This is a genomic window from Tepidiforma bonchosmolovskayae (genome assembly GCF_008838325.1).
Lineage (GTDB): Bacteria > Chloroflexota > Dehalococcoidia > Tepidiformales > Tepidiformaceae > Tepidiforma > Tepidiforma bonchosmolovskayae.
Window position 1 is genome coordinate 381,529 of the sequence record NZ_CP042829.1, and the last position, 20,964, is coordinate 402,492.

The 20,964-nt window shown below is 70.6% G+C and carries 22 protein-coding genes; 8 read left to right on the forward strand and 14 right to left on the reverse strand.

Annotated elements, in window-relative coordinates:
- Nucleotides 1-14: 14 nt before the first annotated feature.
- Genes Tbon_RS01915 through Tbon_RS01975 form a run of 13 tightly spaced genes read right to left on the reverse strand, consistent with a single transcriptional unit; the run spans nucleotide 15 to nucleotide 13,893 of the window.
- Nucleotides 15-884, reverse strand: coding sequence for a cell division protein FtsQ/DivIB (locus Tbon_RS01915; protein ID WP_158066039.1), 870 nt, complete (start codon nucleotides 882-884; stop codon nucleotides 15-17).
- Nucleotides 881-1,933: a D-alanine--D-alanine ligase family protein gene (locus tag Tbon_RS01920; RefSeq protein ID WP_158066040.1), complete on the reverse strand. Its 1,053-nt coding sequence runs from the start codon at nucleotides 1,931-1,933 to the stop codon at nucleotides 881-883. The genes Tbon_RS01915 and Tbon_RS01920 overlap by 4 nt, the downstream gene beginning before the upstream one ends.
- Nucleotides 1,930-2,841 carry a UDP-N-acetylmuramate dehydrogenase gene (gene murB / locus Tbon_RS01925; RefSeq protein ID WP_158066041.1) on the reverse strand — a complete coding sequence of 304 codons (912 nt, stop codon included), beginning with the start codon at nucleotides 2,839-2,841 and terminating at the stop codon, nucleotides 1,930-1,932. The genes Tbon_RS01920 and murB overlap by 4 nt, the downstream gene beginning before the upstream one ends.
- Nucleotides 2,838-4,217: a UDP-N-acetylmuramate--L-alanine ligase gene (gene murC / locus Tbon_RS01930; RefSeq protein ID WP_158066042.1), complete on the reverse strand. Its 1,380-nt coding sequence runs from the start codon at nucleotides 4,215-4,217 to the stop codon at nucleotides 2,838-2,840. The genes murB and murC overlap by 4 nt, the downstream gene beginning before the upstream one ends.
- The gene (locus tag Tbon_RS01935) at nucleotides 4,214-5,302 is read right to left on the reverse strand and encodes a UDP-N-acetylglucosamine--N-acetylmuramyl-(pentapeptide) pyrophosphoryl-undecaprenol N-acetylglucosamine transferase (protein ID WP_158066043.1); all 1,089 of its coding nucleotides are present in this window, start codon (nucleotides 5,300-5,302) and stop codon (nucleotides 4,214-4,216) included. The genes murC and Tbon_RS01935 overlap by 4 nt, the downstream gene beginning before the upstream one ends.
- A complete protein-coding gene (gene ftsW, locus Tbon_RS01940) occupies nucleotides 5,299-6,483 on the reverse strand; it encodes a putative lipid II flippase FtsW (RefSeq protein WP_158066044.1) in 1,185 nt (394 codons plus the stop codon). Before ftsW ends, Tbon_RS01935 begins: the two co-directional genes overlap by 4 nt.
- Nucleotides 6,480-7,877, reverse strand: a complete 1,398-nt coding sequence (murD, locus tag Tbon_RS01945) for a UDP-N-acetylmuramoyl-L-alanine--D-glutamate ligase (protein WP_158066045.1) — start codon at nucleotides 7,875-7,877, stop codon at nucleotides 6,480-6,482. Before murD ends, ftsW begins: the two co-directional genes overlap by 4 nt.
- On the reverse strand, nucleotides 7,874-8,839 hold the full coding sequence (mraY, locus tag Tbon_RS01950) for a phospho-N-acetylmuramoyl-pentapeptide-transferase (protein ID WP_192498056.1): 966 nt from the start codon (nucleotides 8,837-8,839) through the stop codon (nucleotides 7,874-7,876). Before mraY ends, murD begins: the two co-directional genes overlap by 4 nt.
- Nucleotides 8,836-10,218 carry a UDP-N-acetylmuramoyl-tripeptide--D-alanyl-D-alanine ligase gene (locus Tbon_RS01955; RefSeq protein WP_158066047.1) on the reverse strand — a complete coding sequence of 461 codons (1,383 nt, stop codon included), beginning with the start codon at nucleotides 10,216-10,218 and terminating at the stop codon, nucleotides 8,836-8,838. Before Tbon_RS01955 ends, mraY begins: the two co-directional genes overlap by 4 nt.
- Nucleotides 10,215-11,960 carry a peptidoglycan D,D-transpeptidase FtsI family protein gene (locus Tbon_RS01960; RefSeq protein ID WP_158066048.1) on the reverse strand — a complete coding sequence of 582 codons (1,746 nt, stop codon included), beginning with the start codon at nucleotides 11,958-11,960 and terminating at the stop codon, nucleotides 10,215-10,217. Before Tbon_RS01960 ends, Tbon_RS01955 begins: the two co-directional genes overlap by 4 nt.
- Nucleotides 11,961-12,006: 46 nt before the next feature.
- Nucleotides 12,007-12,441 carry a septum formation initiator family protein gene (locus Tbon_RS01965; protein ID WP_158066049.1) on the reverse strand — a complete coding sequence of 145 codons (435 nt, stop codon included), beginning with the start codon at nucleotides 12,439-12,441 and terminating at the stop codon, nucleotides 12,007-12,009.
- Between the two features lie 2 nt (nucleotides 12,442-12,443).
- On the reverse strand, nucleotides 12,444-13,412 hold the full coding sequence (gene rsmH, locus Tbon_RS01970; protein WP_158066050.1) for a 16S rRNA (cytosine(1402)-N(4))-methyltransferase RsmH: 969 nt from the start codon (nucleotides 13,410-13,412) through the stop codon (nucleotides 12,444-12,446).
- A 10-nt stretch (nucleotides 13,413-13,422) separates the two neighbouring features.
- Nucleotides 13,423-13,893, reverse strand: coding sequence for a division/cell wall cluster transcriptional repressor MraZ (locus Tbon_RS01975; RefSeq protein WP_158066051.1), 471 nt, complete (start codon nucleotides 13,891-13,893; stop codon nucleotides 13,423-13,425).
- A gap of 175 nt (nucleotides 13,894-14,068) precedes the next feature.
- Here Tbon_RS01975 and Tbon_RS01980 point away from each other — a divergent pair, with 175 nt between their 5' ends.
- Both Tbon_RS01980 and trmD read left to right on the forward strand, forming a co-directional pair.
- Entirely contained in the window at nucleotides 14,069-14,554 is a 486-nt protein-coding gene (locus Tbon_RS01980) for a MogA/MoaB family molybdenum cofactor biosynthesis protein (protein ID WP_158066052.1), read from the forward strand.
- A 58-nt stretch (nucleotides 14,555-14,612) separates the two neighbouring features.
- Nucleotides 14,613-15,359: a tRNA (guanosine(37)-N1)-methyltransferase TrmD gene (gene trmD / locus Tbon_RS01985; RefSeq protein ID WP_158066053.1), complete on the forward strand. Its 747-nt coding sequence runs from the start codon at nucleotides 14,613-14,615 to the stop codon at nucleotides 15,357-15,359.
- On the opposite strand, the gene Tbon_RS01990 is transcribed toward trmD, so the two are convergent.
- Nucleotides 15,321-15,824 (reverse strand): hypothetical protein, encoded by a 504-nt coding sequence (locus Tbon_RS01990; RefSeq protein ID WP_158066054.1) that lies wholly within the window; start codon nucleotides 15,822-15,824, stop codon nucleotides 15,321-15,323. The genes trmD and Tbon_RS01990 overlap by 39 nt on opposite strands.
- Nucleotides 15,825-15,900: 76 nt before the next feature.
- On the opposite strand from Tbon_RS01990, the gene Tbon_RS01995 reads away from it, so the two are divergent.
- Genes Tbon_RS01995 through Tbon_RS02015 form a run of 6 tightly spaced genes read left to right on the forward strand, consistent with a single transcriptional unit; the run spans nucleotide 15,901 to nucleotide 20,964 of the window.
- A complete protein-coding gene (locus Tbon_RS01995; protein WP_158066055.1) occupies nucleotides 15,901-16,500 on the forward strand; it encodes a TetR/AcrR family transcriptional regulator in 600 nt (199 codons plus the stop codon).
- Nucleotides 16,497-17,600: an ABC transporter permease gene (locus tag Tbon_RS02000; RefSeq protein WP_158066056.1), complete on the forward strand. Its 1,104-nt coding sequence runs from the start codon at nucleotides 16,497-16,499 to the stop codon at nucleotides 17,598-17,600. The genes Tbon_RS01995 and Tbon_RS02000 overlap by 4 nt, the downstream gene beginning before the upstream one ends.
- Before the next feature lie 40 nt (nucleotides 17,601-17,640).
- Complete coding sequence (locus Tbon_RS02005) at nucleotides 17,641-18,330, forward strand: ABC transporter ATP-binding protein (protein WP_158068222.1); 690 nt, start codon at nucleotides 17,641-17,643, stop codon at nucleotides 18,328-18,330.
- Nucleotides 18,331-18,390: 60 nt separating this feature from the next.
- Complete coding sequence (locus Tbon_RS02010) at nucleotides 18,391-19,476, forward strand: MraY family glycosyltransferase (RefSeq protein ID WP_158066057.1); 1,086 nt, start codon at nucleotides 18,391-18,393, stop codon at nucleotides 19,474-19,476.
- Complete coding sequence (locus Tbon_RS13660; RefSeq protein WP_192498057.1) at nucleotides 19,473-19,841, forward strand: HAD family hydrolase; 369 nt, start codon at nucleotides 19,473-19,475, stop codon at nucleotides 19,839-19,841. Before Tbon_RS02010 ends, Tbon_RS13660 begins: the two co-directional genes overlap by 4 nt.
- 10 nt (nucleotides 19,842-19,851) lie before the next feature.
- Nucleotides 19,852-20,964, forward strand: coding sequence for a tRNA-queuosine alpha-mannosyltransferase domain-containing protein (locus Tbon_RS02015; RefSeq protein WP_192498058.1), 1,113 nt, complete (start codon nucleotides 19,852-19,854; stop codon nucleotides 20,962-20,964).

Below are 20,964 nucleotides of genomic sequence, written 5' to 3' on the forward strand. Positions count from 1 at the left end.
TTTCCTCGCTTCCTCTACTGCAGCACCGGGCGGTTCCCGTAGCGCAGGTCGACGATGGTGTAGGCGATGTGCCGCTGGCGGGCTTCGGCGGCGAGCGCGGCCCAGACGGCGAGCTTGTAGGCGATGGAGCTGGAGTCGCCGAAAAGGGCGATTTGCCCGTCGGCGGTGGTGACCTGGACGCCCTTGCCCTTGATGAAGGCGACTTCGGCGACGGTGGTTCCGAGCTGGCGCGGGAGGCGCTCGTAGATTTCGGCGGCGGCATCGACGGCCTGGTAGTCGACGCGGTCACCGACGAGCCGGGTGCCGGGCTCGGAGCTGCGGATGGCGGGGGCGCCGGGCTCGAGCCGTTCGCCGACGGCGAGGACGACGCCCTCGCGGTCGATCAGGTAGTCGACTCCGGCCTGCTCCCAGGTGCCCCAGGGGCGGCGCTCCTCGATGACGATGCGGATGGTGGAAGGCCAGTCGCGCTCAACGCGGACGGCGGCAACGAGGGGCAGCTCGTAGATAGATCGCTGGACGGCGGCGAGGTCCGCGGTGAGCATGCTCTCGCCGAGGATGCCGGCGCGGCTGACGACCGTGCCCGGGGACATCCGCTGGGTGCCGACGACTTCGACGGTTGAGACGCGGAAGTAGGGCGCCCGGTAGACCCAGATGCCCCCGACGACGAGCCCTGCCAGGAGGGCGAATGAGGCCGCGAGCACAAGCAGCCGCCGGCCGGGGCGCCAGCGCGGGCAGGCGCGGGGCGCGACGACGCCTTCGCCGATGGAGAACTGGCTCCTGCGGACGATGGTCCGCGGGCGCGCCTCGCCGACAGCCGGCCGGGTGCGGCGGACGATGCGGCGGACGACGCCGGTCTGTGGGCCGCGGTTGCGTCGGATGATCATGGCCGCGGCCTCCGGGTGTGGCGTTCGAAGGCGAGCTCGAGGATGCGGGTCAGCAGCTGGCGGTAGGGCAGGCCGGAGGCCTCCCAGAGCTTGGGGTACATGCTGATGCTGGTGAACCCGGGGATGGTGTTGACCTCGTTGGCGATGAGCCGGTCGCCCGGGGTGAGGAAAAAGTCGACACGGGCGTAGCCCTCGCAGCCCATGACGCGGTACATGCGGAGGGCGAGCTCGCGGGCGTCGTCGGCGACGGCCCGGGGGATGGGGGCGGGAATGTAGAGCTCGGTTTTGGAGGCGGGGTCGTACTTCGAGTCGTAGTCGTAGAACTCGCGGTCGGGGACGATTTCGCCCACGACGGAGGCTTCGGGGTGTTCGTTGCCGAGAACCGAGCATTCGAGTTCGCGGCCGGTGATGGCCTCTTCGACGACGGCCTTGTCGTCGTAGGCGAACGCTGCGGCGAAGGCGCGGGGGAGGTCTTCGCGGGAGCGGACTTTGGTGATGCCGACGCTCGAGCCGCCGTTGGCCGGCTTAACAAAGCAGGGGTAGCCGATCGCGTCGTCGATGAGGGCCATAGACGTATTTTGGTGAAGTGTATACTCCCATGATCGGATGACGGAATAGCGGGCGACGGGAATTCCGGCTTCGCGGAAGATCGATTTCATGAGCGCCTTATCCATGCCGATGGCGGAGGCGGCGACGCCGGCGCCGGCATAGGGCATGCCGGCCATTTCGAGGAAGCCCTGGAGGGTGCCGTCTTCGCCGAAGGTGCCGTGGACGAGCGGGAAGGCGACGTCGCAGGAGGCGAGGGCGGCGAGGGCCTCCGCGGCGTTGAGGAGGGGCCGGCCGAGGCCGTGGAAGGCCCGGGCGCCGGATTCGAGGGCATGGCGCGTTTCGTCCGGGGTGAGCCAATCGCCGGAGCGGGAGATGCCGATGGGGACGGCCTCCCAGCGGGCGGGGTCGAGGGCGGCCATGACGCTGCGCGCCGAGACGATGCTGACTTCGTGCTCGCCGGAGCGGCCACCGAAGATGACGGCGACGCGTTTGCGGGTCATGTCCACGCCCCCACGAACTCGACTTCGGGTTCGAGGGTGATGCCGAAGGTCTCGAAGACGCGCCGGCGGGCCTCTTCGATGAGCCAGCGGAGGTCGGCGGCGGTTGCATTGCCCTCGTTGACGAAGAAATTGGCGTGCTTTTCGGAGATGGCGGCGTCTCCGCGGCGCATCCCCCGCATCCCGACCGCGTCGATCAGCTTCCAGGCCGGGGCCTCGGGCGGGTTTTTGAAGGTGGAGCCGGCGCTGCGGCCGCGGGGCTGGGCTGCCAGCCGCCTGGCGTCGTAGGCGGCGGCGCGGCGAAGGAGTTCGGCCGGGTCGCCGGGGGCGAGTTCGAGTTCGCATTCGAGCACGGCGCGGCCCCGGAGTTCGCCGCGAGTGAAGCGGCTGCCCCGGTAGACAAGGTGGAGGTCGGCGGCATCGACCCACTCGGCGCGGCCGCCGGGAAGCTGGACGCGGACGCGGCGGAGGACATCGGCGAGGCAGCCGCCGTAGGCGCCGGCGTTGTAGACGACCGCTCCGCCGAGCGTCCCGGGGATGCCGACGGCCCAGGGGAGGCCATCAAGGCCGCGGCGGCACATCCGGCGGGCAAAGGCGGCAAAGCTGGCCCCGCTTTCGATGCGGACGGTGGTGCCATCGAGGAACTCGGCGCGGGCGCGGTTATCGATGACGAGGCCGCGGATGCCGGCGTCGGCGACGAGGATGTTGCTGCCGGAGCCGAGGATGAAGACCGGCACATCGGCATCAGCGGCGGCAGCGGAGGCCGCGGCGAGGGCATCGGCCGAGCGGACGGTGAGGAAGAGGTCGGCCGGGCCGCCGACGCCGAAGGTGGTGTGGCGGGCGAGGGGCTCGGCTGTGCGGAGCTCCCCGAGCCGGGCGACCTCGGCGGCGAGCCGTTCGATGGCGCTCATTGGAGGGCCTCCAGCAGCCGCGGCCCGACTTCGTTGACGTCGCCGGCGCCGATGGTGAAGACGACATCGCCGGGCCGGGCGGTTTCAAGGGCGAGGCGGACGGCAGCATCGAAATCGGCGGCGTAGCGCGCGGGCGGCTCCGCGATGGCGGCGGCGAGGTCGGCGGCGGAACGCCCGGCCTCGGGGGACTCGCGGGCGGCGTAGGTTTCGACCACGACCAGCGCATCGAGCCCGGCGAAGCAGGTCAGCCACTCGTCCCAGAGGTAGGCGATGCGGCTGTAGGTGTGCGGCTGGTAGATGCCGATGAGGCGCCGGCCGGGGAAGGCGGCGCGCGCGGTGGCGATGAGTGCGCGCACTTCGGTGGGGTGGTGGGCGTAGTCGTCCATCACGGTGATGCCGCTGGCCTCGCCGACGGGTTCGAAGCGGCGGCGGGCGCCGCGGAACGCGGCCACGGCCTCGCGGACGGCGTCGAAGGGGACGCCGAGGTGGAGGGCGACGGCGGCGGCAGCGGTGGCGTTGCGGACGAAGTGGATGCCCGGGACGCGGACCTCGAACGTGCCGATGGGCCTGCCGCCGCGTTCGAGGGTAAAGCGCCCGCCGGCCGGGCCGAGTTCGATAGCGGCCGCGCGCCAGTAGCGGGTTCCTTCGGTGCCGTAGGTTTCGTGGCGGAGCGGTTCATCGCCCAGGACGTCGCTCACGAGGCGGGCGCCGGGGTCATCGGCACAGGCGAGGAGGAGGCCGCCCGGCCTGACCCGCCGGCCGAAGGCGAGGAAGGCTTCGACGTAGGCCTCGGGCGTACCGAAGTCGTCGAGATGGTCGGGCTCGACGGTGGTGACGACGGCGATGTCGGGCGTGTATTCGAGGAAGGCGCGCCGGTACTCGTCGGCTTCGACGACGGCGATGTCGCCGGCGCCCCACGCGGCGTGACCGCCGAGGTCGGGGCATTCGCCGCCAAGGAGGTACATGGGCTGGCGGCCGGCGCGGGCGAGGATAAAGGCGATGAGCGACGATGTCGTGGTTTTGCCGTGGGAGCCCGCGACGGCCACGAGCCGCTTGCCTTCGAGCAGCCGGGCGACCATCTCGGCGCGGAGGAAGACCGGGATGCCGCGGCGGTGCGCCTCGACCAGCTCCGGGTTGTCGGGTTTGGCGGCGGCCGTGGCGACGACCAGGGCGGTACCAGGAGGCAGGTTGCCGGCGGCGTGGCCTTCGAATACACGGGCGCCGCGACGCTCGAGGTCGTCCGTGAGGTGCGACCGGCGGAGGTCGCTGCCGGTGACCGGGATGCCGCGTTCGAGCAGCAGGATGGCGATGGCGGACATGTGGATGCCGCCGATGCCGACGAGGTGGACCGGGCCGCGGAGGCCGGGGGCGGTCACCGGGCAACCTCCATGACCAGGCGGGCGATATCGGCGGCGGCCGAGGGCCGGGCGAGGGCGCGGGCTGCGGCACGCATCGCCTCGAGGCGGGCCGGGTCGTCGAGGAGTTCGGCGATGCGGCCGCCGAGGGCGCCGAGGTCCGACTCTTCGAGGATGACGGCGGCGCCCTGGTCGGCAAGCCAGCGGGCGTTCTCGCGCTGGTGGGCGCCGGCGAAGGTGCCGGGCACGAGGATGGCCGGGAGGCCGGCCGCGGGGAGCTCGCCGAGGATTGATGCGCCGGCGCGGACGACCCCGAGGTCGGCGGCGAGCATGACGGCCGGGAGGTCGGGGCGGAAGGCCGCGGGCCGGTACCGGCCGGCGAGGTGGGGCGGGAGCGCGGCGCGGGCCCGCTCCGCCATTTCGAGGCCGGCCTGGCCGGTGACATGGATGAGGTGGGCGCGGTGCAGCACCGCCTCGAGCGCGGCGAGGACCGCGTCGTTCAGGACGCGAGAGCCCTGCGACGCGCCGGCGACGACCACGAGGGGCTCGGCGAGGGGGACGTCGACGGCGGAGCGAGCGGCAGCCCGGTCGAGGATGAAGAACTCGGGCCGGACCGGGTAGCCGGTCACGGCGGTCCTGCCGGCCGGCAGGTGGGACAGGGCGGCGGGCGTGGTGGTCGCGAGCCGGGTCGCAAAGCGGCGTTCCGCGCGGACCGCGAGGCCGGGCGCGACGTCGGGGAGGAACACCACCAGCGGCCGCCTGAGGAGCCAGGCGGCGAGGCTGACGGGGAAGCTCCCATAGCCGCCGGTGCTGAAGACGGCATCTGCGCGAAGCCGGCGGAGGCGCTGGAGCGCCGCCAGGGTCCCACGGGTGAGCGTTGCAAGGCTGCGGACGAGGCCGACGGGGGTTCGCCCGCGGATGGGCGCGGCGGGCACCTCATGGAATTCGAGGCCGGCCGCCTCGACGGTGGCGCGTTCGCCGCGATTGGCCGGGCCGAGGAAGACGAGGCGGGGCGGGGACTCCATGGCCCGGAGCGCGCCGGCCACCGCGATGGCGGGGTAGAGGTGGCCGCCGGTGCCACCGCCGGTGAGGACGATCGTCGTCACGGCTCCTGCTCCCTGCGGATGATGGCGCCGCGGGGCCGGCGATCGACGGGGTGCTGGTCGAGGTAGCCGCCGCGGTCGTTGCCGTAGCGGGAGATGCTGACGAGCACCCCCATGGCGAGAAGAAGGGCGGCGAGCGCGTTGCTCCCGTAGCTGACGAACGGGAGGGGAACGCCAGTGAGCGGGATGACGCGGAGGATGCCGCCGATGTTGAGGAAGGCCTGGACCGCGACCCAGGTGGTGATGCCGGTCGCGACGAGCTGGCCGAATTCGTCGCGGGCGCGGCGGGCCACCTGGTAGCCGCGGATCATCAGGAGGATGTAGAGGAGGAGGAGCGAGAGGCCGGCGAGGAGGCCGAGCTCCTCGCCGATGATGGCGAAGATGCCGTCGGTGTGGCTTTCGGGGAGGTAGAAGAACTTGGCACGGCTGGCGCCGAGCCCGAGGCCGGTGACGCCGCCGTTCCCGATGGCGATGAGCGCCTGGAGTGTCTGGAAGCCGATGCCGTCGGGGTCTTTTTCGGCGTGGAGGAAGGCGGTTATGCGCTCTGCCCGGTAGCCGGCGCCGAGGGCGAGCACGGTGATGGCAACGAGGCCGCTGCCGAAGAGCGAAAGCATCTGGAGGAAGGTCGCGCCAGCGACCCAGAACATGGTGACGGTGATGGCGAGGATGATGAGGGTGGTGCCGAGGTTCGGCTGGAGGAGGATGAGGGCGCTGACGGTGCCGATGATGAGGACAAACGGCACGAGACCGTGTTCGAAGCTCCGGAGGCTGCCTCCGCGGGAGGCGAGCCAGGCCGCAAGGTAGATGGTGACCGTCAGCTTGGCGAATTCGGCCGGCTGGAGGGTGAGTTCGCCGACGCCGATCCAGCGGCGCGCGCCGCCGCCCTCGACGCCCATGACGATAACGACGACGAGGAGGGCGATGGTCACGCCCATGAGCGGCACGGCGAGCGGCCGGAGGCGGCGATAATCGAGCCGGGCCATGACGAACATGCCGATGGCGCCGCCGAACGCCCAGATCCCCTGGCGGAGCACGAAGGAGTACGGGTCGCCGAAATCGACGAGGCTGCGGACGAACGACGCGCTGTAGACAGCGACGAGCCCGAAGGCCGTCAGCAGGGCGACGACGGCGACGAGGAGGTAGTCCGGGCGGCCGGGGTTCCATTCACCAGTGCGGGCAGCTATGGCGACACCTCCGGCGTGAAGCCCGGGAGCTGGCGGACCAGCTGGCGGAAGTGTTCGCCCCGGGCTTCGAAGTTGGAGTAGCGGTCGAAGCTGGTGCCGGCCGGCGAGAGGAGGATGACATCGCCCGGACGGGCGAGCCCGGCCGCCGCCTGGACGGCATCCTCGAGCGCGTCGACCAGGAGGGCCGTTTCCACCCGGCCGGCGAGGGCGGCGTGGAAGAGGGGCCCTGCCTCGCCGAAGCAGACGACGGCCCGGCAGCGCAGGGCGGCGGCCTCCTGGAGCACGTCGAGCGGGAGATGCTTGTCGCGCCCGCCGAGGAGGAGGACGACGGGCTCGTCGAAGGCGCGGAGGCCGGCAACGGTCCGCTCGGGGCTCGTGGCGATGGAGTCGTTAACCCAGGTTGCGCCGCCAGCGCGACCGACGACTTCGAGGCGATGGGGCACGCCGGCGAAGGTGCGGATGGCGCGGGCCATTGCGGTGACGGGCCAGCCGGCTTCGGCGGCTATTGCGCAGGCCATCACGGCGTTGGCGAGGTTGTGCCGGCCGCGGAGGCGGACCTCGGCGACCGGTACGACCGGCGTGACCCGCGAGCCACGCCTGAAAACGATTTCGCCGCCCTCGATGAAGGCGCCGTCGAGCTGGAGGGGCGCCTCGATCGAGGTAGCGACGAGCCGGCCGCGGACGGAGGCCATGAACGCGCGGGTGACGGCGTTGTCCTGGTTGAGCACGGCAATGTCGTCGCGGGACTGGTGGGCGATGTGGTTGCGCTTGAGGCCGACGTACTCGTCCCAGGAGAACTGGTCGAGGTGGTTGGGGGTGACGTTCGTGACAGCGGCGATGTGCGGCGAACGGTCGGTGTACTGGAGCTGCGTGTGGCTGATCTCGAGGATGACCGTGGTGGATGGCCGGATTTCGTCGAGGCGCGCGAGGAGCGGCTCGCCGATGTTGCCACCGAGGACGAACTCGATGCCGGCTTCGCGGGCCATGGCGCCGACGAGCGCCGTCGTGGTCGACTTACCGCTCGACCCGGTGATGCCGATGGTGCGCCCCGGGCAGAGCTGCAGGAAGAGGCGCATCTGCGAGGTGATGGGGATGCCGAGTTCGCGCGCCCGGGCGAGCGCCGGGTTGTAGCGGAGGATGGACTGGGAGACGGCGACGAGCCCAAAGCCTGCAGGGTCGAGGAGCGGCTGCCCGGTGACGACCCGTTCGACGCCCTCTGGCGGAGCAGCACCCGCGGCGGCCAGCTCGGCTTCGCTGCGGGTGTCGGAGATGGTAACCCGTGCGCCGTGCACGACAAGCCAGCGGGCCAGGTCGCGGCCCTCGATGCCGAGGGAGTAGATGAGGACGGGCAGGCCCTGGAGGGGCGGGAGCGAGGTGCCGGCGGGCGCGGTCATCGTTCCGGCACCTCCAGCGCGAGCGCGACGCCGAGCATCGCGGCGGCGATCCCGATGATCCAGAAGCGGGTGACGATTTGGGTTTCTGCCCAGCCGATGAGTTCGAGGTGATGGTGGAAGGGAGCGCGGCGGAAGATGCGCCGGCCGGTGAGTTTGTAGGAGCCAATCTGGAGGATGTTGGACCCGGCTTCGACCACGAAGATGATGCCGATGAGCGGCAGGAGGAGCCACTGGCCGGTCATCAGGGAGACGACGGCGAGGGAGGAGCCGAGCGCGAGGGCCCCGGTATCGCCCATGATGACGCGGGCAGGGTGGGCGTTGTACCAGAGGTAGCCAAGGTTCGCGCCGGCGATGATGAAGGCGAAGGTGGCGACGAATTCCTGGCCCTGGATGAAGCCGATGATGCCGTAGGCGATGAAGGCGATGAGCGTGGTGCCGCCGACGAGGCCGTCGAGGCCATCGCTGACAGCCACGGCGCTGGTGGTGGCGACGATGATGGCGGCGGCGAGCGGGATGTAGAAGAGGCCGAGGCCGTAGCTGCCCACGTAGGGGATGTTGATCGATTCGACCTCGATGTAGCGGTAGAGGACGATGGCCGCGCCGAGGGCGAAGACCGCGGTGAAGCCGAGCTTGAACCGCCAGGAGAGGCCGCCCTGGCGGCGGTCCTGGAGGGTGCCGAGGTCGTCGACGAAACCGGCGGCGGCGGTGACGGCGATCATGCCGAGCGGCAGGAGGATGGACTGGTGGTTCCACCAATCGACGGCGACGGCAGTAACGACCAGCGTGGGCAGCCAGATGATGAAGCCGCCGAAGGTGGGCGTGCCGGCTTTCTTCTGGTGCTCGGGGAGGTATTCGGAGATTTGCTTTCCAATGCGGCGGCGGCGCAGGTAGCGGACGATCGGTTCGCCGAGGGCCAGCGCGATGAGGAAGGTGATGAACCCCGAGTAGAGGGCGTGGATCACGGTTCGCCCTCCAGCAGGGGGATAATCGTTTCGAACTCCTGCGACCGGGACGCCTTGAGGAGGACGGTATCGCCTGGGCCGAGCATCCCGCGCACGAAGCGGGCGGCCTCGGTCTTGTCGGCGAACCAGTGGACCTGGGCCATGCCGGCATCGCGGGCGGCCTGCGCCATGGCGCGGCAGGTTTCGCCGACGGCGACGAGGACGTCGGCGCATTCTGCGGCGAGGGTGCCGGCGGCGCGATGCTCCTGCTCCTCGAAGTCGCCGAGTTCGGCCATCTTGCCGAGGAGGGCGATGCGCCGACCTGTGGCATCACGGAGCAGACGGAGGGCGCCGGCCAGGGATGCGGGGCTCGAGTTGTAGCGGTCGTCGAGGATGGTCGCGCCGGTGTCGCTGCGGCGGACGGTGATGCGCCGCTCGGGGAGTTCAGCGGCGGCGATGGACTGGGCGACGGTCTCGAAGTCGAGGCCGAGGGCGATCCCGGCGGCGATCGTGAACAGCGCGGCAGGGATGGTGTGCAGTCCGGGGAGCGGCGAATTGACGCGGACGGAGCGGCCCTGCCAGGTGACGGTGAAGGCGGTGCCTTCGAGGCCGCGGGCTTCGGCATCGGTCACGACGAGGTCGGCGCGGGAGCCAGGCCCGCCGAAGCCGATGACGCGGCAGGGAAGTCGGCGCGCCTCGGGCGCGATGCGCGGGTCATCCATATTGAGGATAGCGGTGCCGTTCGCGGGCAGGGCCCGGGCGAGTGAGAGCTTCTCCTCGGCGATGGCTTCGATGGAGCCGAGTTTTTCGATATGGGTGAGTCCGATGTTGAGAACACCGCCGATCTCGGGGAGGGCGATAGAGGCGAGGTAGGCGATTTCGCCGCGGGAGTCCATTGCGACTTCGAGGACGGCGACCTCGTCGTCGCGACGGAGGCCGAGGAGGGCGAGCGGCAGCCCCTCGCGGGAGTTGTAGTTGCCGCGTCGGCTGTAGACGCGGAGGTGCTGACCGAGGACGGCGGCAGCGAGGTCCTTGGCGGTGGTTTTGCCGACGGTGCCGGTGACGCCGACGACGCGGGGATTGCAGGCGAGGCGCCAGGCGCGGGCAAGCTCGCCGACGGCCTTCGTGGTATCGGGTGCGACAACGATGGTGCGGCCGTACGGGACCGAGGTGGGCGGGCGGGAGCAGATGACCGCGACAGCCCCGGCGGCGAGGGCGTCCTCGACGAAGGCGTCGCCGTGGGTCCGCTCACCCGGGAAGGCGCAGAAGAGTTCGCCGGGACGGACGGTGCGGGAGTCGGCGGAGCCGCCGGTGATCTCCGCGGGCAGGCCGGGAATGACGCGGTAGCCGCGGCGGGCCATCTCTTCGGCGATGAAGTCCGTGGTGAGGTGGCCGGTCACCTGGCAACGCTCCCTGTGCCCTTCTCGGGGGGCACGCCAAGGTAGCGGAGCGCTTCGTCGACGAAGCGGGCGAAGATGGGGCCGGCGGCCTGGGTGCCGGTCAGGAGGTTGCGGTTCTGGTCGAGGCGGACGAGGACGAGGAGACGGGGCTGCTCGAGCGGGGCGAATCCCATAAAGGAGACGATTTGCTGGTCGTCGGTATAGGTGCCCCAGACGGGGATGTTGGCGGTGCCGGACTTGCCGCCGGCGGTGTAGTGGACGGGGTTGCGGCCCCAGCCGTCGGGGTCCTGGGCGACGACTTCGCCGAGCATGCGGCGGACGGCGTCGCTGGCTGCGGGGGAGATGACGCGGCGGACGATGGTGGGCTGGAGGTCGATGCGGGTGCCATCGGGGCGAATGCGGCCCTTGACGACGCGCGGGGTGACCAGGTTCCCGCCGTTAATGCAGGCGGCGATCGCCTGCATCATCTGGATCGGGGTGACGCTGATGGACTGGCCGAACGACTGGGTTGCGACGTCGACCGGGGAGTAACCGGGGTCCTCGGGGCGGCGGAAGAAGCCGGCCGCCTCGCCGGGGAGGTCGATGCCGGTGGGCTTTCCGAAGCCGAAGGCCTCGAGGTACGACTGGAAGAGGCGGGTGCCGAGCTTCTGCTGCATGAAGACGGCGCCGGAGTTGATGGAGTGCTGGAGCACGCCGGTCATGGTCTGCGTGCCGTAGACGCCATCGTCCCAGTTTTTGAGGCGCACCCCCTCCACATCCACGACCCCATTATCCACGTAGGTGGTTTCCGGGGTGACGACGCCGGCATCGATGGCGGCCGCGGCGGTCACGACCTTCATGACGGACCCTGGTTCGTAGGTATCGGTGACGGCGATGTTCTTGAAGGCGCTCTTCTGCTCGGTGGATGCCTCCAGGTCGGCCTCGAGGGTGGAGTAGCGGACGGAGGGGAGCGTGGCGAGGGCGTAGATATCGCCGGTGTAGGGGTCCATCACGATGATGGTGCCGCCGGAGGCGCGGTGCTCTTTGACCGCGGCGGCGAGGGTATCTTCGGCGAGGCGCTGGAGATAGCGGTCGATAGTGAGGATGAGGTCGTCGCCGGGCACGGGCTCGGTGGCGATGTACTGGCCGTAGGGGATCGGGTCGCCGAGGGTGTCACGTTCGTAGACGGCCTTACCGGCGCGGCCCTGGAGGAGGTCGTTGTAGCGGTCCTCGATGCCGGCGAGGCCGGTATTGTCGACACCGGTGAAACCGAGGACGGCGGCTGCGAGGTCGCCTTCGGGGTGAATGCGGGCGGTGTTGGGGAGGAGGACGACGCCGGGGAGGTCGGCATCGATGAGCGGGAGGCCGAGTTCGTAGTCGAGGTCGATGGCGATGCGAACCTCGACGGCATCAGCTGCGGCCAGCCTGGCTTCGATTGCAGCTTTCGGGATGCGGGTGATGGCGGCGACCTTTTCGATGACCCGGGCGCGGTCGGCGGGCTGGCGCCAGGCCCGGGTATTGAGGTAGACGTCCCAGGTATCGACGGAGACGGCGAGAACGCCGCCGTTGCGGTCGAGGATGGCGCCGCGGCGGGCGTAGACGGTGGAGCTGCCGAGGAGTTCGCTGCGGGCCTGTGCGGCGTAGGTATCGTGCTGGAGGACCTGGAGCTGGACGAGGCGCGCGGCGAGGAGGGCCCCGAAGAGGCCGAGGAACACCGCCGGGAGCCACACGCGGCGGGTGGGCCGCGCCTTTTGGATGGTCATCCGAACGCGCCTCCGGCCGCCGGTTGCGACGGCGGTTTGGTGCTGGCTACCAGGGCCGCCAGCTCAGCAGGGACTTCCACCAGGGTTCGGCCGGAGCGGGTTTGGGCTCCGGCGCGGGGAGATACTCTGCTGGAAGTTTCGCCGGCGCCGGGCCGGGTTCCTGGACGGTGACGTAAATGGGGTCGGATGCCCGGACCATGCCGATCTCCTGGGCGCGGCGCTCGATGCGAGCCTGGGAGGTGAGGCGGGCAACATCGGCTTCGAGCAGGGAGATTTCGGCGCGGAGCCTGGCCTGCTGGCGCTGCGAGGCCTGGATATCGAAGCCCTGGGACGTGACGAAGCTGTTCTGGAGGACCGGGAGAAGGGCTGCGAAGAGCAGGAAGGCGAGGGCGGCGATGAGGCCCCAGTTGATGCGGAGGCCGCGGACCGGAACGCCGAGGGGACGGCCGATGCCGCCGAGGGGATGGTTGATGGCGGCCATGGTCAGCTCCTCCGTTCGGCCGCCCGGAGGACGGCGCTGCGGGCGCGCGGGTTGCGGGCGACCTCAGCAGGGGAGGGCCGAACGGCCCGGCGCGTGAGGATGCGGAGGGTCGGGCGGTGGCCGCAGCGGCATTCCGGGAGGCCGGGCGGACAGATGCAGGCCGCGGCCTCGCGCTGGAAGTACCGCTTGACGATGCGGTCTTCGAGAGAGTGGAAACTGATGACCACCAGCCTGCCGGGGTGGCGGTCGGCGTTTCCAGGGTCGAGCAGGCCGTGGGCGAGCGGAAGTACCATGTGAAGGCTGTCGAGTTCACCGTTCACCTGGATCCGGAGCGCCTGGAAGACTTTGGTGGCGGGGTGATTTGGGGTGCGTCTCCCCGGGCCCCCCACGGCCTGCCCGACGACACTGGCGAGCTGGGTGGTCGTCCGCAGCGGCTGGCGGGCACGCGCGGCCACGATGGCCCGCGCGATGCGCCGCGCCCGGGGCTCTTCTCCGTATTCGAAGAAGAGCGCTGCGAGCGACGCTTCATCCCAGGTGTTCACGATGTCGGCGGCTGTTGGGCCGCCGGCCGATGGGTCCATGCGCATGTCGAGGGGGCCTTCGAGGGAGAAGGCGAATCCCCGGTGGGCGCTCTCGACCTGGAACGAGGAGAAGCCCAAGTCGAGGAGGATGCCATCGGCGGACGTGACACCTGCTTCCGCGGCGACCCTGTCGAGTTCGCGGAAGTTCGCGTGGACGAAGCTGACCCGCCTCCCAAACGGTGCCAGCCTCGCGCGCGCGAACTCCAGCGCCTCGGCGTCGTGGTCGATGCAGAGGAGTCTTCCGCCTGGTCCGAGCCGGCGGGCGATGGCCTCGGCGTGGCCGCCGAGCCCGGCGGTGCAGTCGATGTAGGTGCCGTCCTCGCGGACGTCGAGCCAGTGGAGGGCTTCGTCGAGGAGGACCGGCTGGTGGATGGGGAGCGAGGATGTCATGACGACCACGTTACGCTCCTCCCCCTGAGCTGGCGGCAGCTGCGGCAAAGCCGGAGGCTGCGATTTCGGCGCGAGCACGCTTGCGGGATGCCTCCCGCTCCTCGTAGGCCGCCGCGTTCCAGATTTCGATGCGGCGCCCGACGCCGACGACTTTGACTTCGCGCGCGGACTGGCTGATGCCGGCGCGGGCCGCGAGGTCGTCGCGGAGGTTGACACGTCCCTGTCCGTCGAGCTGGACGGGCCAGAAGGTGGAGTAGAAATCGCGACGGGCATCTTCGGCGATGGGGTCGCCCTCGGGGAGGGCGTCGAAGATGGCGGCCTGCCGTTCAAATTCTTCGAGGGTGTAGACGTGGATGCACTCGTCGGCGCCGGCGCCGATGTAGGCGCCGGCTTTGAGGGCATCGCGGAAGGCCGGGGGGATGGGCACCCGTCCCCGGTCGTCCAGCGTGTAGTCGTAGGCGCCTGAGAAGCGCGTGAGCATGCCCTCATTGCCTTTCCGGGGGCTGCGGGGCGGGTAACCCCTGTGCAGGGCGGGAGCTGTTCAAGCTCCCCATTTCTCCCCACCTGACCCCCGCGAGCATGGTAGGTTCCCCCCGGGAGGCTGTCAATACGTTTTTTCGGCCCGCGGCGCGCGGCGAAGGGATAGGATCAGGGGGATGGCGCGCGTGGCAGTGCTGACGGTTTCGGACCGGGGGGCGGCTGGAGAGCGGGAGGACCTCGGCGGGCCGCTCATCGCGGAGCTGGCGCTGGCGGCGGGGCACGAGGTGGTGGCTCGGGCGATCGTGCCGGATGAGCGGGAGCAGATCGCGGCCACGCTGCGGGCGTGGGCGGACGGGGGCGCGGCGGACGTCATTCTTACGACGGGCGGGACGGGGCTGACGCCGCGGGATGTGACGCCGGAGGCGACGCTGACGGTGGCGGAGCGGGAAGTGCCGGGGATCGTCGTGGCGCTGGTGGTGAACGGGCTGCGGCACACGCCGTTTGCGGCTCTGACGCGGGGCGTCGCGGTGACGCGGGGCAGGACGCTGATCGTGAATTTGCCGGGGAACCCGAAGGCGGTGCGGCAGGGGATGGACGTGCTGCTGCCGCTGCTGGGGCACGTGACGGAGCTGCTGCAGGGGCCGGTGGAGCACAGCGGCTGATGGGGCGCGGCGAGCTCCCGCTTGCCAGCCGGGCCGCGCTGGCGGAATGTTGAACGGGATGCGCATCGATGTGCTGACCCTGTTCCCGGAGGCGTTCCGCGGCCCGCTGGATGTTTCGATTGTGAAGCGGGCGCGGGAAGACGGGCTGCTCGACCTCCACATCCACGACATCCGGGAGCATGCGACGGACCGGCACCGGACGGTTGACGATTACCCGTTCGGCGGGGGCCAGGGCATGGTGATGCGGGTGGATGTGCTCGACCGGGCACTGGAGCACGTGCGGGCGCAGGCGCCGGAGCGCGGGCTGGTGGTGTACCTGACCCCCGCAGGCGAGCGCCTGAACGACCGGATTGTGCGGGAGCTGGCGGCAGAGCCGCGGCTGATACTCGTCTGCGGCCGGTACGAAGGGGTGGATGAGCGGTTCGTAGAGCACTGCGTAGACAGGGAGATTTCGATCGGGGACTACGTGCTGACGGGCGGCGAGCTGCCGGCGATGGTGCTGATCGACGCGGTGACGCGCCACATCCCGGGGGCGCTGGGAGATGCGGCATCGCCGGAGGAGGAGTCGTTCGCGGATGGGCTGCTGGAACACCCGCAGTACACGCGGCCGGCGGAATACCGGGGCTGGAAGGTGCCGGAGGTACTGCTGAGCGGGCACCACGCGAAGATCGCAGCGTGGCGGCGGGAGCAGCGGCTGGCGCGGACGCGGGAGCGGCGGCCGGACCTGCTGGAGGGCGCGGAGGGGGAGCGGGCGCCGGGGCCTGGCTCAGGCGCGGCGGATGAGGTCGACGAACGAATCGTTTGAGAGGGCGCCCCGCCGGGCTGCGCGGATGCGGGCGATTGCTTCGTCGGCGCCGAAGCCGAGGCGGCGGAGGAGGAGGCCGGTCACGAGCCCGCTGCGGTTCATGCCGTGGGAGCACATGATGTAGACGGCAGGAGGGGCCGCGCCGGGGTTAATGACGGCCTCGGCGAGGCGGTCGACGACGGGGAGGATGTGGCGGGAGGGGAGGAAGCGGGCTTCGAGGTCGGCGAAGACGCAGGGGAGGTGGGCTGCGGCGGCGGCCCGGTAGGGGCCGGGCATTTCACCCGCGCAGTCGACGAGCCAGGAGGCGCTGATGGCGGCGGGGTGAATGGTTTCGCCCTGGAGGGTGTGGGCGCCGCCCATCCAGATGGAGGTGTGGATGTAGGGGATGGCTCCGCCGGGCAGGACGAGACTGGCGCGCGGGCGAAGCGGCGGAGGCAGTCGTTCGATGGACGGGTCTTCGAGCACGGGCCCATGGTACGCGGGCGGTGCGGTGGAGGCACGCGCAAGCAAGTGCTTGCACGAGGTGCTACGATCGAGGGCGATGGATGCGACGGCCGAACGGCTGCTCACGGCGGCGCGCGAAGTGTTCGAGGAGGAGGGGTTCCGCGGGGCGACCACGCGGAAGATCGCGGCGCGGGCCGGAGTGAACGAAGTGACCCTCTTCCGGCACTTCGCGAGCAAGGAGGAGCTGATCGGCGCGGCGCTGGAGCACGGCCACCGCGCGGCGATGGCGCGGCTGGATGCAGCGGCGCTGCCGGCCGAGCCGCACGACCTCGATGCCGAGCTGCGGCCGTACCTGCATTACGTGCTTGCCGCCTTTGCGGCGGCTGGGCGCGGCGTGCGGACGGCGCTGGCTGAGTGGGAGCACCTGCCGGCCTACCACGCCTGGCTGCTCGGCCCGAGCGAGCGGGTGATGGCCGACCTGGAGCAGTACCTCGAGGCGGCGGCCGCGCGCGGACTGGTCCGGGCGGGCGTGGCCCCGGAATCAGCGGCCCACCTGCTTGTCGCAACCCTGTTCATGCACGGGCTGCTGCCCCCGCTGATGCCGGCGCACTTTCCGCAGGGCGCGGGGGCAGGCGCCGACGGGTGCATCGACCTCGTACTCGCGGCTCTTCGACCACTGGAGGAGAACGAACGATGATCGGGTTCCTGGAGATTCGGCGGCGGAAGCTTCAATTCGCGCTGGTCGGCCTGATTGTGACGCTCATCAGCTACCTGGTGCTGATGATCAACGGGCTGGGCGTGGGCCTGAACGAGAAGGCGGGGCGTGCGCTCCTGAACTTCAATGCGGACGCCATCGCCTACTCTGACCGGGCGGGCCTCAGCGTGATCCGGTCGGAGCTGAGCGCGGAGACCGTCGCACGGATCACGGCGGAGTCGGGTGCGCGGGAGGCTGCGCCGCTGGGCTACATGGCCGTGAACTACCGCCGCGAAGATGGCAAGGTGAAGTCGGCGGCGGTGCTGGGGTATGACCCGGGCACCATCGGCGAGCCGCCGGTGGAGTCCGGCCGGCCGCTCACGCCGGCCGATGCGAACGGGCTCCTGGCCGACCGTGAGTTCCTGAAGGCGTCGGGACTGAAGGTCGGGGATACGGTCCGGCTTGCGGTCCGGCTGGAGGAGCGGGAGTTCACCATCGTGGGCGAGCTGAACGAGGGGTCGTTCTTCTTCCAGCCCGCGGTCTATATCCTGCGGAGCACCTGGCAGGAGATGAAGTACGGCAGCGCGAACCCTTCGGCGCCGGCCGCCTCCATCGTCCTGCTGAAGGGCGACGGACTGGCTGGAAAGCGTGGCCAGGGCTGGGAGGCCGTTTCGAAGCGTACGGCCTTTGCGAACATCGAGGGCGTGGCGGGCCAGCAGTCGACGGTGCAGGCCCTGCAGGTGTTCGGCTACCTGATCGGCGGGCTCGTGATCGGTGTCTTCTTCTACGTCCTGACGCTGCAGAAGACGCCACAGATCGGCGTGCTGAAGGCGGTCGGGGCGACCACCGGGTTCATCTTCCGGCAGCTGCTCATCCAGGCGCTGCTGGTTGCGCTCGGCGGGCTCGTGATTGCGGTGCCGCTGGCGTGGCTGACGAACCGGGCGCTGCAGCAGGCGCCGGACGCGGTGCCGATTGCGTTCACCACGCAGACCTTCGTGGTGACGAGTGCGCTGCTGCTCGTGATGGCGATTGTCGGGGTGCTCTTCTCAGGCCGGCAGGTGGCGAAGGTGGACCCGATCATCGCGCTCGGCCAGCAGCAGTAGCCGCGGGCAACAGGCGGAAGGAAAGGAGCAGGCAGTGAGCATCCGGCTGAAGGTGCAGGACCTCGAGAAGGTGTACGGCGAGGGCGAGCGGGCGGTCCACGCGGTGCGGGGCGTGAGCTTCGCGACCGAGCCCGGCGAGTTCGTGGCCATCGTGGGGCCGAGCGGCTCAGGGAAGACAACGATGCTGGCGATGATCGGCGGGCTGCTGACGCCGACGCGCGGGAGCATCGAGGTGAACGGGCAGGATATCGCCCGGCTGAAGGGGAAGGAGCTTGCCGAGTACCGGCGGCGAAAGGTGGGGTTCGTTTTCCAGGCGAACAACCTGCTCCCGTACCTGACGGCGCGGGAGAACCTGCTGGTGATGGCGCGGATCAACGGCACCGACCTGAAGTCGGCCGGGGCGCGCGCGGACCAGCTGCTGGAGGAGCTGGGCCTGACGGCCCGCCGCAACGCGCTGGCGACGGAGCTGAGCGGCGGCGAACGGCAGCGGGTAGCGATTGCGCGGGCGCTGATGAACGACCCGGAGCTGGTGCTGGTGGATGAGCCGACAGCGAGCCTCGACTCGGCGCGGGGCCGGCAGGTGGTGGAATCGCTGATCGCGGAAGTCAAGGGGCGGGACAAGCTGGGGCTGATGGTGACCCACGACATGGCGATGGCGGAGCTGGCGGACCGGGTGCTGGAGATGCACGACGGCCTGCTGGTGGGCCAGACGGTGGGCGCGCGGGGCTGACCTTCGGCCGCCGGCGGCGTACCATGCGCTCCATGCCGCGGGCGATGCCGGTGATGACGCGTGTGGCTTGAGGCCGGGACGGCACTGGCCGCGTTTGCGGTGGCGCTGCCGCTGACAGGGGCGCTGCGGCTGCCGACGAAGCGGGGCCGCCGGGGGGAGGTGATGCCGCGGATCGGCGGCATCAGCATCCTCGCCGGGTTTTTGGCGGCGCCGTTCATCATGGCGGCCTTTTCCGGGCAGGCGCGGGAGTTCGTGAGCGAAGACCGGCAGCAGTTCCTGATGCTCGGCGTGTGCGGCGGCATCGTCTGTGCGATGGGCGCGCGGGATGACTTCCGCGACCTCGACTGGCGGTTCAAGCTTGGGACGCACGTGCTGGCGGCGCTGGCGCTCTACCTGTCGGGGTTCCATGTCGAGAAGATGACGCTGCCGGGCGGGGATGCGGTGGAGCTGGGGCTGCTCGACCCGGCCGTGACGGTGGCGTGGATTGTGCTGGTGACGAACGCCGTGAACCTTGTGGACGGGCGTGACGGGGTCGCGGCGGGGATGGCGGCGATGGTCTCGGGGACGATGTCGTACATCGCGTGGGACCTCGGCCACGACCTCATCGCGATGCTCTTCGCGGCGCTGTTCGGGGCATCCCTCGGGTTCCTCCCGTTCAATCTCGGAAAGGCGCGGCGGTTCCTCGGCGATTCGGGGGCGTATTTCCTCGGGTTCACCCTGGCCGGCCTGAGCGTGGCGGGGGCGCTCGACGAGACGGGGCGGGTGCCGCTCTACATCCCGCTGGTGGCGCTCGGGCTGCCGGTGCTCGATACCGCGGTGGCGTTCCTCCGCCGGTTCCTCGACGGGCGGAATCCGATGCATGCCGACTTCGACCATTTCCACGACCGGATTGAGCGGCTGCTCGGGTTCACCGGGCTGCGGGTGACGCTGGCGGTATACGCACTGACGGCAGTGTTCTGCGCGGCGGCGCTGCTGGCCCACACGTGGTACAAGAGCGTGGGTTCGGCGGTGGTGAGCGCGGGGGTGCTCGCATTCGGGATTGGGCTGGTACTGGCGCTGGGGTACGGGCGCACGATGTGGAATTCGGCGCGGATGCTGGCGTGGCGGGGCCGGGCGCCGGCGCCGCGGGAGGGCGACACCGGGTGAACATCTTCTTCGATGTCGACCAGACGCTGGTGCACATCGACCAGCACACGAACGCTCTCCGCCCGGGCGCGCGGGAGGCGATGCAGCGGCTGAAGGCGGCCGGCCACCGGGTGTACGTCTGGAGCGCGGCCGGGCTGGCGCATGTCGAGCGGGTGGTGCACCTCCACGGGCTTTCCGAGTGGGTGGACGGGATGTTCGACAAGGACCCCCGGGTCGAGCCGCGGCCGGATTTCATCATCGACGACGACTGGTACCTCGTGGAGAAGTACGGGGGCCACTGCGTGCGCCAGTACCGGTCGGTGGACCCGGAGGACCGGGAACTCGAGGCGGCGCTCCAGCGGCTGGCCGAGCTGGGCCACCTGTAGGTTGCGAGGGATGCGGGGGCTGTTTCTCCAGCCGTTCGATGGCGGGAGCCACCGGGCGTTTCTTTCCGGGCTGCTGGCCAACACCCGGGCAGACTGGGAGGTGCTGGCGCTGCCGGCGGGCGGATGGCGGCGGCGGATGCGGCGGGGCGCGGAGGAGCTGGCGCGGCAGTTCGAGCGGGTGCGCGGGGCGTTCGACGTGGTGGTTGCGACGGATATGGTCGACCTCGCGGAGTTCCTCGCACTGACGCGGCGGCGGCTGGGCGGGACGCCGGCGATGGTGTACTTCCACGAGAACCAGGTGACCTATCCACGGCTGCGGGGGACGAAGTTCAACTCGTGGTTCGGGCAGATCAACTACCGGAGTGCGCTGGCGGCCGATGCAGCGGCGTTCAATTCGGAGTTCCACCGGGCGGACCTGCTGGGGGCGTTCAGGCAGCTTGAGCGGGAGCCGAACAACTGGCTCACGGCGGAGGGGATCGCCGCGATCGCGGCGAAGAGCCTGGTGCTGCCGGTCGGGGTTGAACTCGACTGGCTCGAGGGCCCGGAAGAGCGCGGGGAGCCGCGTACGCTCCTGTGGAACCACCGGTGGGAGTTCGACAAGGCGCCGGAGCTGTTCGAGCGGGCCGTGCGGCGGCTGGCGGAGGAGGGGGTGCCATTCCAGCTCATCATCGCGGGCGAGCCGGGGGAGAACCCGAGCCCGGCGATGTGGCGCATCCGCGAGACGCTGGCCGACCGCTTGCTGCACTTCGGGTTCGCGGCCTCGCGGGAGGAGTACGCGCGGCTGCTGCGGATGGCCGATATCGCGGTGAGCACGACGCGGCACGAGTTCTTCGGCATTGGGATGGTGGAGGCGATGGCGGCGGGGTGCATTCCGTGTGCGCCGCGGCGGTATGCCTACCCGGAGCTGGTGCCGGCGGAGCACCACGACCTGCTCTGGGAGGATGAAGCGGGGCTGATGGCGCGGCTCCGGGCGCTGCTCACGGGGCCGCTGCCGCCGCGCGAGCCGTTCCGGGCGGCTGCACGGCGGTTCGGGTGGGAGCGGGTCGGGCCGATGTGGCAGGAGGCGCTGGAGGCGCTGGCGGCTGGCGCGGTTCCCGGGAGCGCGGCCCTGCGCCTAAGATGA

What these genes read in the sequence shown, in the direction of transcription:
- Tbon_RS02000 (WP_158066056.1), top strand. Translation starts at nt 16,497, where the DNA reads ATGATCGGGTTCCTGGAGATTCGGCGGCGGAAGCTTCAATTCGCGCTG.
- Tbon_RS01975 (WP_158066051.1), bottom strand. Translation starts at nt 13,893, where the DNA reads ATGCTCACGCGCTTCTCAGGCGCCTACGACTACACGCTGGACGACCGG.
- Tbon_RS01920 (WP_158066040.1), bottom strand. Translation starts at nt 1,933, where the DNA reads ATGACCCGCAAACGCGTCGCCGTCATCTTCGGTGGCCGCTCCGGCGAG.
- Tbon_RS02015 (WP_192498058.1), top strand. Translation starts at nt 19,852, where the DNA reads ATGCGGGGGCTGTTTCTCCAGCCGTTCGATGGCGGGAGCCACCGGGCG.
- murB (WP_158066041.1), bottom strand. Translation starts at nt 2,841, where the DNA reads ATGAGCGCCATCGAACGGCTCGCCGCCGAGGTCGCCCGGCTCGGGGAG.
- Tbon_RS01965 (WP_158066049.1), bottom strand. Translation starts at nt 12,441, where the DNA reads ATGGCCGCCATCAACCATCCCCTCGGCGGCATCGGCCGTCCCCTCGGC.
- Tbon_RS01995 (WP_158066055.1), top strand. Translation starts at nt 15,901, where the DNA reads ATGGATGCGACGGCCGAACGGCTGCTCACGGCGGCGCGCGAAGTGTTC.
- Tbon_RS01960 (WP_158066048.1), bottom strand. Translation starts at nt 11,960, where the DNA reads ATGACCATCCAAAAGGCGCGGCCCACCCGCCGCGTGTGGCTCCCGGCG.
- trmD (WP_158066053.1), top strand. Translation starts at nt 14,613, where the DNA reads ATGCGCATCGATGTGCTGACCCTGTTCCCGGAGGCGTTCCGCGGCCCG.
- Tbon_RS01980 (WP_158066052.1), top strand. Translation starts at nt 14,069, where the DNA reads ATGGCGCGCGTGGCAGTGCTGACGGTTTCGGACCGGGGGGCGGCTGGA.
- murD (WP_158066045.1), bottom strand. Translation starts at nt 7,877, where the DNA reads ATGACCGCGCCCGCCGGCACCTCGCTCCCGCCCCTCCAGGGCCTGCCC.
- rsmH (WP_158066050.1), bottom strand. Translation starts at nt 13,412, where the DNA reads ATGACATCCTCGCTCCCCATCCACCAGCCGGTCCTCCTCGACGAAGCC.
- Tbon_RS01915 (WP_158066039.1), bottom strand. Translation starts at nt 884, where the DNA reads ATGATCATCCGACGCAACCGCGGCCCACAGACCGGCGTCGTCCGCCGC.